Origin of the sequence: Kluyvera ascorbata ATCC 33433 (genome assembly GCF_000735365.1) — a bacterium.
Classification (GTDB): Bacteria; Pseudomonadota; Gammaproteobacteria; order Enterobacterales; family Enterobacteriaceae; genus Kluyvera; species Kluyvera ascorbata.
This window is the reverse complement of record NZ_JMPL01000020.1, coordinates 42,777-54,132: the sequence shown is the minus strand read 5'-3', so window position 1 is coordinate 54,132 and position 11,356 is coordinate 42,777. Positions and strand designations below refer to the sequence as shown.

General features: G+C 55.2%; 11 protein-coding genes. 1 reads left to right on the top strand and 10 read right to left on the bottom strand.

The genetic code is table 11. The annotated features are described in order from the left end of the window. Positions 1-1,211 (bottom strand): glycoside hydrolase family 127 protein (locus tag GKAS_RS07730; protein ID WP_035893148.1); only part of this gene is annotated, 1,211 nt, incomplete at its 3' end. A gap of 10 nt (positions 1,212-1,221) precedes the next feature. After that, on the bottom strand, positions 1,222-2,622 hold the full coding sequence (locus GKAS_RS07725) for an MFS transporter (protein WP_035893146.1): 1,401 nt from the start codon (positions 2,620-2,622) through the stop codon (positions 1,222-1,224). Positions 2,623-2,861: 239 nt separating this feature from the next. Between GKAS_RS07725 and GKAS_RS07720 the strand changes: the two genes are divergently transcribed. After that, positions 2,862-3,680, top strand: a complete 819-nt coding sequence (locus GKAS_RS07720; protein ID WP_035893145.1) for an AraC family transcriptional regulator — start codon at positions 2,862-2,864, stop codon at positions 3,678-3,680. A gap of 3 nt (positions 3,681-3,683) precedes the next feature. Here GKAS_RS07720 and araD read toward each other — a convergent pair whose 3' ends face one another. The 8 genes from araD to yiaK all read right to left on the bottom strand — a co-directional run bounded on the left by araD (position 3,684) and on the right by yiaK (position 11,282). Beyond that, positions 3,684-4,379 carry an L-ribulose-5-phosphate 4-epimerase gene (gene araD, locus GKAS_RS07715; RefSeq protein WP_035893143.1) on the bottom strand — a complete coding sequence of 232 codons (696 nt, stop codon included), beginning with the start codon at positions 4,377-4,379 and terminating at the stop codon, positions 3,684-3,686. Then, complete coding sequence (locus GKAS_RS07710) at positions 4,373-5,233, bottom strand: L-ribulose-5-phosphate 3-epimerase (RefSeq protein ID WP_035893141.1); 861 nt, start codon at positions 5,231-5,233, stop codon at positions 4,373-4,375. Before GKAS_RS07710 ends, araD begins: the two co-directional genes overlap by 7 nt. Next, a complete protein-coding gene (ulaD, locus tag GKAS_RS07705) occupies positions 5,233-5,889 on the bottom strand; it encodes a 3-keto-L-gulonate-6-phosphate decarboxylase UlaD (RefSeq protein ID WP_035893140.1) in 657 nt (218 codons plus the stop codon). Before ulaD ends, GKAS_RS07710 begins: the two co-directional genes overlap by 1 nt. Continuing rightward, positions 5,886-7,391, bottom strand: coding sequence for an FGGY-family carbohydrate kinase (locus GKAS_RS07700; protein ID WP_035893139.1), 1,506 nt, complete (start codon positions 7,389-7,391; stop codon positions 5,886-5,888). The genes ulaD and GKAS_RS07700 overlap by 4 nt, the downstream gene beginning before the upstream one ends. Before the next feature lie 83 nt (positions 7,392-7,474). Further along, positions 7,475-8,803, bottom strand: a complete 1,329-nt coding sequence (locus GKAS_RS07695) for an MFS transporter (protein WP_035893137.1) — start codon at positions 8,801-8,803, stop codon at positions 7,475-7,477. 41 nt (positions 8,804-8,844) lie between these two features. Then, complete coding sequence (locus tag GKAS_RS07690) at positions 8,845-9,780, bottom strand: DUF4862 family protein (RefSeq protein WP_035893136.1); 936 nt, start codon at positions 9,778-9,780, stop codon at positions 8,845-8,847. A 25-nt stretch (positions 9,781-9,805) separates the two neighbouring features. After that, complete coding sequence (locus GKAS_RS07685; protein WP_035893135.1) at positions 9,806-10,273, bottom strand: YhcH/YjgK/YiaL family protein; 468 nt, start codon at positions 10,271-10,273, stop codon at positions 9,806-9,808. A gap of 10 nt (positions 10,274-10,283) precedes the next feature. Further along, positions 10,284-11,282 carry a 3-dehydro-L-gulonate 2-dehydrogenase gene (gene yiaK / locus GKAS_RS07680; protein ID WP_035893133.1) on the bottom strand — a complete coding sequence of 333 codons (999 nt, stop codon included), beginning with the start codon at positions 11,280-11,282 and terminating at the stop codon, positions 10,284-10,286. Positions 11,283-11,356: the final 74 nt, after the last annotated feature.

Sequence of the window (11,356 nt, the reverse complement as noted above, 5' to 3'; positions counted from 1 at the left end):
GGCTTCACGTGGTCATAAATGTGGTTAAATTGCAGCGTTTTCGGGTGCACTTCTAGCGGGTTAACGTAGAAGAAGTGCTTGCCGTCCAGCGCCATGCCGCCGAGCACCGTGTTGTACAGGGCACGTTCCATGACGTCGGCGTACTGGCTGTCACCTTCCATTTCCAGCATGCGGCGAGCAAACATCATCAGGCCGATCGAAGCGCAGCTTTCAGCATAGACCGTATCGTTCGGCAGGTCGTAGTCACTGCTGAAGGCCTCACCGCTGCTCTGTGAGCCGATACCGCCGGTAATGTACAGTTGGCGCTGTGCCATGTTGTTCCAAAGACGCAGGCAGTCCTGACGTTTACTTTCATCGTTGCTCAGTCGGGCAAGGTGCGCCACGCCGGTCATCAGGTAGACAAAACGCACCGCGTGGCCGATGGCGGTTTGCTGCTCGGCAAGCGGTTGGTGCGCCTGGCTATAAGCTTTGTCTTTCACCATCCAGGCCGGGCCGTAGGTATTCCAGTAGGAGGTTTTACCGCGCTTTTCGTACTCATCATCATAGAAATGCGGCTGTTTACCGCGCTCTTCGACGAAGTAGTTCACCAGCGCCATGTAACGCGGTTCCTGAGTCACTTCGTACAGACGCATCAGCGCCAGTTCAATCTCCGGATGTCCTGGATAGCCGTGGATCTGTTGCTCACCGGTGCCGAAGACCTGATGGATATGGTCGGCCAGGCGACATACCACCTCCAGCAGACGGCGCTTGCCGGTGGCCTGGAAGAAGGCCACGCCCGCTTCAATCATATGCCCGGCGCAGTAAAGCTCATGGCATTCGGCCAGATTGGTCCAGCGCTCTCCTGGCGCCTTCGCCGTGAAGTAGGTATTGAGATAGCCATCTTCACACTGGGCCGCGGCAAGCAGCTCGATAACCTCATCGGCGGTACGTTCCAGCTCAGCATCTGGCTTCTGGCACAGCGACCAGGCGACGGCTTCCAGCCATTTCGCCACGTCGCTGTCCTGGAAGACCATGCCGTAAAATTCTCCCTCCTGCAGCCCGGCGGCGATACGGAAGTTCTCTATCGCGTGGCTCGGCTCAGCGTCGTCTATCCGGTCATTCAGCGCATCCCACTGATAGGGGATCACCACATCTCGCACCAGTTGTTGATATTGGGCGAAGAACGGATCATTCACTTTCAACGTATGTAAATCGACTTCCATAACGGACATGACAAACTCCTCAGGACGAAACGTGACGTGCGCGAAGATCGGTAGCGATGCGCGCCATCATAGGATTATTGAGCTTGCAGGCGCGGATGGAGAACGCCAGCAGCAGATGGAACAGGGCCGGCAGCAGGGTTTCCATCGAGGAGATCCCCGCCAGCGATGAGGCGGTTTGGTTTGCAGCACCTGGCTGATAAGCCACATAAATAAAGACAAGGCTGATAATGCCTGCGCTGGACGCCCAGGCGAGCTTGATGAAAAACAGATTAAAGGCGAAGTTCATGCCGGAAGAGCGAACGCCGGTTTTCCACTCGCCGTAGTCGTCGGAGAAGGCCATCAAGGAGAAATGCAGCGGCAGCGTGAAGCCCAGAATAATGCCGTTACCGAGGATCACGGCGAGCCATAGGGTCTGGTAGGCGGGGCCGGTAGGCAAGAACCACATTCCCGCCGCGATCGCGGCCAGCACCAGGTTGGTGTAGTAGTACAGTTTGACGGTATCAAAGCGGCGCGATAGCAGGTTGATAACCACCGAGCCGAAAATAGAGGCAAACGTCACCATGGTGAAGAACAGCGAGGTGTAGCCCGTCGAGCCGCCCAGCACGTAGGTGATGAAATACATGTAGCCGCCGCCGCGGATATTGAACACGTTAATCAGCAGGAACGACATCAGCAGCATCAGCAGAAGCTGGTCGTTTTTACGCAGCCCGGCGATGTGCTCACGCAGGGTGAACTTGCCCATCATATCCAGCGATACGCGTTCGCGAACCCAGAAGAAGCAGCACAGGAACATCACCGCCGCAATGGCACACAGCACGCCGACGCCATATTGGTATCCCTGCGCGGTATTGCCTTGCCCCAACGCTTTTACCAGCCACGGTAAGCCAACGGAGACTAAAAAGCCTGCCACGCCGCACAGCACAAAGCGCCAGGCCTGGCAGGAGATCACCTCGCTGTGGCGTGTGGTCATGGTGTTGATGAGCGCACAGTAAGGCACGTTGATGGCGGTGTAGCTGACGGAGAGCAGCAGATAGGTACCGAAGGCCCAGGCGATTTTTACGCCCATGCTGGCATCGGGCACGGTAAAGGTCAGCACGCCAACGATCGCAATTGGAATGGCAATCCACATCTGCCACGGGCGGAATCGCCCCCAGCGGCTCTGCGTGCGGTCGGCCAGCACGCCCATAATCGGGTCGGAAATCGCGTCAAAAACGCGAAGTGCCAGGAATAGCGTGCCGACCAGTGCAGGCGTCAGGCCAAAGACGTCGGTATAAAAGAACGTCAGGAAATTCATGATCAGGCAGGTAATAACGGTACCGCCTGCATCGCCGAGACCATAGCCGATTTTTTCGCGGACAGATAATTTATCGTCCAGTGAACCCGGCACGACCTCGCTGGTGGAAATAGGTGTAGCGGTCATGGAGTGCTCCTCGCAATGTGGAGATGTCTGCTTCAGTAGGGATATTGTTGTAATGTCATGACCTGTTTAATTTTGCCTGGAAACCGGGGAGCAACAAGGTCGTAAAGAAGTATAAAAAGAGGGTAATTCCGACCTGATTGGAAAAGTGTGAAGACGATCGGGCGTAAACGGTTTTAATCGTTAATAATCAATTAGAAAGAGTGTTTGTTTTTAGCAAGCAAGCGGGATTATTAATATTTATGCTCAATCTATCCATAGCGCTTCCGATTAAGGTACAAAACGGCGGGCTTTTTATCTCCCGGGGCGTGGGTCGGCATCCGGCCCGCAGACTGCGCTCATGGGAGGTGTTGTTTGTTGAAAAAGGGACGTTAGCGATTCAGGAAGAGGATCGTATTTTTCACGTTGCCGCGGGTGATAGTTTGTTGCTGTGGCCCGGTCGTCGACACGTTGGCATCGAGGATTTTCCCGCGGATCTGAAATTCTACTGGCTCCATTTCGAGGTTAACGTTTCGGTGCCGCCACATCCGTTGTTAACGCAGCTGGCTATCCCGCAGCAGACTACCCTACACGACCCTCAGTACCTGACGTCGCTGTTCCGCCAGTTCCTAAACGAGCAGGAAAAAATTCAGCGCAATGCGTCGCTGGAGCTAATTTTGCTGCTAATTTTGCAGCATATTTCGCTCTCAGCTCAACAGGCGGAGCCAAAGGATGAAGGCGGTGCGGCACTGGCATGGAAAGCGCAGCAGGTGATTCATACGCGCTACCATCTCCCGCTGTCGACCTCCATGCTAGCGCGTGAACTGCACTGCAATGCAGATTATCTGGGGCGCGTTTATCGGCGCGTTTTCCATCTCACTATCACTGAAGCCATACACCGCCAGCGGGTGAGAGCGGCGGAGAAGCTGTTGAGTAATCATGCCCGTTCACTGAAGGAGGTGGCCGAGCAGTGCGGTTTTGCCGATGTCGGGTATTTCCGGGAAATTTTCCGCAAGCATACTGGGCTTACGCCCGCCGCGTGGAAGCGGCGGTACTGTAAGGAACACGTGAATTCGCACTAGCCGTTACTGGCCGTAGTAGGCTTTGGCACCGTGCTTGCGCAGATAGTGTTTATCCAGCAGCTCTGGCTGCATGTCGGGTAACTGTGGCGTTAATTGCCGGGAGAATAGCCCCATATAGGCGCACTCTTCCAACACGACCGCATTGTGTACGGCATCGGCGGCATCTTTACCCCAGGCAAACGGACCGTGAGAATGCACCAGTACGGCGGGAAGCTGCATCGGGTCGAGGTCGCGCTTTTCAAACGTCTCAATGATGACTTCACCGGTCTGGTACTCATATTCACCGTTGATTTCGTCACGCGTCATCAGGCGAGTACAGGGAATAGCACCGTAGAAATAGTCCGCGTGCGTCGTTCCCCACGCCGGGAGATCTCGTCCTGCCTGCGACCAGATAGTGGCGTGGCGAGAATGGGTATGCACGATGCCGCCAATGTCAGGGTAGCGGCGATATAGCGCCAGATGCGTAGGCGTGTCGGATGACGGTTTCTTCTTGCCTTCGATAACGCGTCCGGTCGCGATGTCGACTACAACCATATCTTCCGCCTGCATCACGTCATATTCCACGCCGGAAGGTTTAATCACCATCAGACCGCGTTCGCGATCGACGGCGCTGACGTTACCCCAGGTAAAGGTCACCAGGTGATGTTTAGGAAGCGCCAGATTTGCCGCCAGCACCTCGGCTTTGAGTTGTTCTAACATACGAATCCTCCTTCCTGCATACGGGCTTCAATCCAGCGGCGGGCCTGGATAATCTCCAGTACCGGTTCTTTGGATTTTTCGGTCCACATTTCAATAAGAAATGCGCCGCGGTAGTTCAGCTTTTTCAGTTCGTTAAAAATGCCGACAAAGTCGACGCAGCCTTCGCCGAACGGCACGTCACGGAACTGGCCCGGACACTCTTTGGTGACAGCTAGCGTGTCTTTCAGGTGAATAGCGGCGATGCGATCGATGCCGAGCGCTAGCTCTGCCGGGACGTCGTTACCCCAGGCGCTGAGGTTGCCGACATCGGGATAGACGCTGAACCACGGTGAGGCGAGCAGTTCGTCCCACTTTTTCCACTTACTGATGGAGTTCATAAAGGCGGTATCCATGATCTCGACGGCCAGCATCACCTGGGACGCGGCAGCCTGCTCAACGGCCCAGGCAAGACCTTCGGCAAAGCGCTGCTGCGTGCCGTCGTCATGCTCTTCGTAATAGACGTCGTAACCCGCAAGCTGGATGGTGCGAATACCGAGGTCACGGGCAAGTCTGATGGCTTTCTGCATAATTTCGCGGGCGCGGGCGCGGACCTGTTCATCACGGCTGCCGAAAGGAAAACGACGGTGTGCCGACAGGCACATGGACGGAATCGAAATCCCGGTTTCCAGCATCGCTTCAACCAGCGAGGCGCGCTGCGTGGTGCTCCACTCAAGGCGCGATAAACGCTCGTCGGTTTCGTCCACGGACATTTCCACAAAGTCGAAGCCGCAGCTTTTTGCCAGCACCAGGCGCTCTGGCCAGCTCAGGTCTTTAGCCAGCGCTTTTTCATAAATGCCTAACGGATGCGTGCGCATTATTGACCTCCCCAGATAGCATTAATCTGCTCATGGAAATCGCGGGCGACCTGAACAGGGTCGGCTGCTCCCGCAAGCGCGCGTCCGGCAATGAAAGCCTTCACGTTGATCTCTTTGAAGAGCGGTAAATCGGCAGGGGTGATGCCGCCGGTAATGGAGAGCTCAAGGCCAATATCGGAGAGCGTTTTCATGCGTGCCAGATCGGCTTCTCCCCACTGCTGACCGCTGGCCTGGGCGTCACGCCCGCGGTGGTAAATTGCCTGGCGAACGCCGATGCTGCGCCAGGCTCTGGCGTCGTCAAACGTCCAGTTGCCGAAGAGTTCCATCTGAATTTCTGCCCCTTGCGCCTGGGCGACAGCGTGGCCTTTTTCCACCGTGGCGAGCGGGGCGGCGCAGATGATGGTCATCCAGTTCGCGCCAGCGCCAAAGGCTTGCTGCGCCAGCGTTTCTCCGGCGTCGGCAACTTTCCAGTCGGCGACGATAATCTTATCAGGGCACTGCTGGCGCAGCGCACGAACGGCATGCAGCCCTTCATTCAGGCACAGAATGGTGCCTGCTTCGACGATATCAACGTGGTCGCATAGCAGGGCGACATCTTTCTGAGCGGCCTGAAGCGTGCTGTGGTCGAGAGCGAGTTGCAGTAGTGGGCGATTCATGCGGAGTACTCCTTAATGCGGCTATGGAAGCCTTGAAGTGATTCAATCAGTAATTGGTAGCCACGGTATTTGCGCTGGTAGGCGGCATGCGCCTGTGGATCAGGCGTTATCACGCGGATATCGTGAGTCAGCGTACGTTGTGCCGTGTGGAAATCGGGGTAGATGCCGGTGCCGACGAGGGCGGCGAGGGCAGCGCCAAAGCAGCCGGTCTCTTCGACCTGCGGCAACTCGACGGTCAGGCCACTGACGTCTGCCAGCATTTGCATCCAGACCTCAGAGTGCGCCGGGCCGCCCGTCACGCGCAGCGTGTGGACATCGGTGAAGCGTTCTCGCATACGGTTGAGATGCGTCATGTGGCAAAAGACCACGCCTTCGTATACCGCTTGTAAAAGATGGGCCCGGGTATGCAGCGCCTGCATGCCATAAAAACCGCTGGTCATCTCCATCCCGGCGTTGCTGCCATACAAAAACGGCAGAAAGAACACGCTGCTGCTGGCTTTCGGCAGGCTGGCAACGGCCTGATTAATCTCGTCAAAAGAGATATCGCCCCATTGTGTGGTGAGCCATTCCAGATTGCCGGAGGAGGTAGGGCTCGCTTCGTGGACGATAAATTCGTTGTGCTGGACATAGCGTCCGTAAACGTAGGGGTGTTTTTCGTGGCTTTTCAGGCCGTGCGTAATCCCGCTGGTGACCGCCCAGGTTCCCATGACGGCATTGAGCGTCCGCTCGTCTTTTAACCCTGCGCAGAGTGCGGTGGAAACCACATCAAACAGTCCGCCGACAACGGGCGTACCCGCTGCCAGACCGGTGATGGCGGCTGCCTGAGGTGTGATTTCCCCGCAAATTTCGGCAGAGCCCACGATCGGCGGTAGTGCGGCGTCAATGTCGCTAATCCCCAGCCAATGTGTGAGCTGAGGGTCATAGTCTCCGTCGTTCATGTTGTAGAGATTGGATTCGGAGATATTGCTTTCTTCGCAACTTTTGACGCCGGTGAGGCACCAGCGTAGGTAGTCGTGGCCCATCATCACGCAGCCAATTTGGGCGTAACGCTCAGGCGCATTTTCTTTTAGCCAGCGGAGCAGCGAGGCTGGGTGTCCGGTCCATAACGTCTGGCGGGTGAGCGGATAGAGTTTTTCCGGGATGCCATCCTGCTGCCAGCGCTGGACGATAGCCATCGCCCGGCGGTCGGAGGAGAGGATGGCGTGGCCGAGCGGCTTGTCCTGCTTATCCAGCAAGAATAGCCCCTTGCCCTGCGCCGAGATGCCTACCCCGTTGATCTGGCTTCCCTGAATATGATTTCGCTGCAGCAACCGTGCGATGGTGCTGGCGCAGACATCCCATAGCTGGGTCATATCGCGTTCAGCGTAGCCGGGGAGTGGGCTAAGCGTGTGTAAAGCCTGACGTTCAATGCAGTGTTCTTTACCCTGGCTGTTGTACAAACCGGCTTTCAGATAAGTACCGCCACAATCGATACCCAACCAGAAGGTCTCTTTTTCACTCATCTCTTTATCTCTGCTTTGCCGGATTTGCCGGAATACACTTTCTCTTCAGCCCGATAGCCGTGGCTATCGGGCTGGGGATACCCCTACGCGATGCGTTTACGAGCAGGAACGTGGGGATCGGTAGATGCGCCGGAGGCGAGATCGCATTTCGCCGGTAGCAGTAGCGCCATGAACGCCGCCAGTGCCAGAGAGATAGCGAGGCAATACACGCCAGCATCTTTGCTATAGAGGGTGATTAAGACGCCGACGGCGTAGGGGCCGCAGAACCCGCCCAGGTTGCCAAGGGCGTTGATTACGCCGCGTGCACCGCCTGCCATTTCAGCGCTAAACAGCTTGGCTGGAATGGTCCAGAACACGCCTGCGGCGGATTGCAGGAAGAAGCCACAGCCAACCAGCGCGGTGTAGGCGAGCCAGATGTTGTCTTTCAGGGCTACCGACAGGAACATGCAAAGGGCAAATCCGGCGAGTGGCAGGCAGACAAAGACTTTGCGCTTGCCCGTTTTGTCTGAGAGCCAGGAGAAGAGGAACATCCCGGCAATCGCCCCGACGTAGGGGAGAATGGCGAGCATGCCGACCTGGCCCATGCTGGAATGCGTCAGCTCTTTCAGAATGGTTGGCAGCCATAGGGTGTAGCCGTAAATCCCGGTTTGATAGAAGAAGTTCAGTGCGATCAGTTGCCACATGATTTTGTCGGACAGCACGGCTTTGAGCGAGGCGTTGCGTACCTCTTTTCCGGCAATCGCCAACTGCTCGGCTTTTAGCGTTTCGACGAGCCAGTTTTTCTCCGCGTCACTGATCCAGCGTGCCTCCTGCGGGCGGTCGTAAACGGTCAGCGACCACAGCACCAGCACGACAACGGATAACATGCCTTCGATAATAAACAGCCAGCGCCAGTCGAGAGCGGTAATGAGCCAGCCGGAGAGGGGAGCGGTGATGATCCCGGCAATCGGCACAAACATGATGACTATCGCGTTGGCGCGGCCGCGCTCTGCATCAGGGAACCAGTTACAGATCATCGTCAGCACTACCGGCAGCATGCCACCTTCAGCGACACCCAGTAAGAAACGCAGCACTAACAGCTGCCATTGATTGGTAATCAGGCCCGTAAGCACGGAAATGACGGCCCAGGCGACCAGCGACCAGCCGATGAATTTTTTACCGCTGCCATGAACAGCGATTTTCCCGCCGGGAACCTGCAGGAACATATAACCAATAAAGAAAATACCGCCCGCAAGGCCTGCCATGGTGGCGGAAATACCCAATTCGGCATCCATACCGCCCGGCATGGCAAAAGCAATATTTACCCGGTCCATATAAGAAATGATACAGGCAATCAGAATCGGTGGAATTATTCTTAACCAGCGCTGGCGTGGTATTTCTACAGGTGTAGATGGTAGAGAGGAAGTGTTCATGTTTATATTCTCTGTTAAATAATAAAGGATGTTTTTATTTTTTAATGAGCTGCTTTATTTAAAACACGAATGCCATCGCGCAAAATATCGATGCGATGCTGCACATCTGCCTGTGCATCAATTTCTAATAATTTAATGCCGGAAAATTGTAAGGTAGAGGCTGGTGCGGCCTGGAATAATTCATGGGCGCGATCGGCTGTTAATAGACTCTCTGGACAGAACGGCGCAAACGGGGCGTGAAGATCTTGCCATTCTCCGTAAGGGCCACATTCCGTGGTGCCCGAAAACATGAGCGCACCGAGTTTTCCCGCCCGCTGAGCGGCCAGCGTATGGGCCAGCGGCAGCGCCGGATTACGGCCTTCAATGGCGGAACGCGCCCAGTTGATGCAGACGCTGATATCATATCCCGACAACGCCTCCAGCACTGACTCTAGGGGTAAAAATCCCTTACGCGGTGCGTTTTGATTCATGGCATCGCAGTGTTCCAGCACCAGATTGCATGGCCAGTCCCAGGAGGCGATTTCTTTGATTGAACGCGCAAACGCTCCAGTGGCTTGCGCTACGCTGCTATTGCCCGCTTGCGGCGCGGCCTGGAGTTCGAGGGCGATAATTTTGCCAGGGTGCGACGTATTAATACGGTTAATTTTTTTCAGCAGATGGCGATAGTAGTCCACGCACGCCACACGCTGCGGTTCATCAGCGGAGGCCAGCCCAAAATCACCGTTACCGCCGCCACGACGGCGCATCGTCTCCATAACGGCGGTAACGACAATCTGCCACTCAGCAGGCGTATGGCGGAACAGCCACTCGTCGCCGTAAGGGTGAAGATGTTCAAGACACGGCTGTTCAATGCCCCGAATATCTGGCGTGTCGGCAAGCAATCGCCAGAATTCTTTCTCCTGCTGCTCCCCTTGTTGGTGAAATGAGGGCGCACACGGATACGCACCGATAATATAACCGGTATTATTCGTTTTCATTTGCTACTCCTGACAATATATCGTTTTAATTCAATACAGCCAGCGCCACTTTTACGACAATCTTCCTAATTGGCGTTGTTTTTGTCTTGTTGCATCCTGGACGGTGAACGTCCTGTGGGAAAAACATGGCATAGCTGCCAGGAACCATTTCAATAAATGATTCGTTTTCACTGTGGTGATAAAAAATAATGTCTCGTTGTTCCAGCAATGATTCGCGAATTTCATTATTCCCGGTATCAATGGCAATACCTATTTTCTCTTCACCCCAGGCTAAAAATTGAATATCAAGATAGCGACGGTGAACTTCTGGATAATTTTCCTCTACGGGCCGGGTCGTCATATCGATTATCTGAGCAAAAATATTCCGTCCTTCTATTTCAATCACGCCCGGTTCGCATTGATGGAAATCGGTGGTACGCAGGAAGTTGAGCGCTTTTTCAATCGCTGCCGGTAGCGGGCAGGGATTCGGTTGTGAAACATGGCCAAATATCATGATTCATCTCCTACAGCGCCTGAATTTTGGCCCATACGCTGTCGTCAACGGTGATACCGTTGCGGCGATTTTCTGCCAACAGTCGGGTAAATTCGTGGCCTGGAAGGCGGACGGCCATCTTTTCATCTGCGCGCTCTGCCGTGGTGACGTAATCCATAATGCGCTGCAGTTTTTCGTCCCGACTCGCGCCATCAATAAGCTTATCGACTTCGATCGCCATGAAGATTTGCGAAATGCCGTACTCATCGCTGTTGTCTTCGGTCACTTCGGCAACCGAAGCGCCATCGGAGAGCAGGGTGGCAATCATATCCAGCACGATAGATAAACCGGAGCCTTTCCAGTAACCCATTGGCAGAATGCGACGGTTTTTCTCAATCACGCCGGGCTCTTTGGTGAGCTGGCCTTCATCATCAAAACCACCGTCTACCGGTAACTGACGGCCCGCCAGGCGATTCACTTCCAGCATGCCGTAAGAGAACATCGACATCGACATGTCGATCATGGTGATAGGGTTTGAAGGCACCGCCACAATCAATGGGTTGGTGCCGATACGGCACTCTTTTGCCCCCCACGGCGGCATGACGGCGATGGAGTTCGTCCAGCAGATGCCAATGTAGCCCTTCTCTGCAGCCTGCCAGCCGTAGCTGCCGCCGCGCATCCAGTGGTTGGCATTCCGCACAGCAACCAGACCAATACCGTGATCGGACGCGAGAGAAATGGCGCGATCCATCATCTTTTTCGCCGTCAGGTTGCCGATTGAACGCTGGGCATCCCACTGCTCAATGGCTCCAAGCGTGGTGATACGTTTTGGCTGGGCATCCGGAATGATGTCGCCATTTTCGAGCTGTTGGATGAAGCGAGGAAAACGGTTTACGCCGTGAGAATAGACACCGGATTCGGTTGTGCTGGCGAACATTTCGGCGCAGGCATCGGCGGTTTCAGCGGCAACGCCGCGGGCTAAGAGTACGCGGGTAAACTCGTTTTTAAGGTCTGCGAAGCTTAATAACATACATCGTCTCCGTTAAATCAAGCGTTTTAGCCATTCGGTTAACGCGGCTCAAAGGCCATTTTGTGCCTTCATTT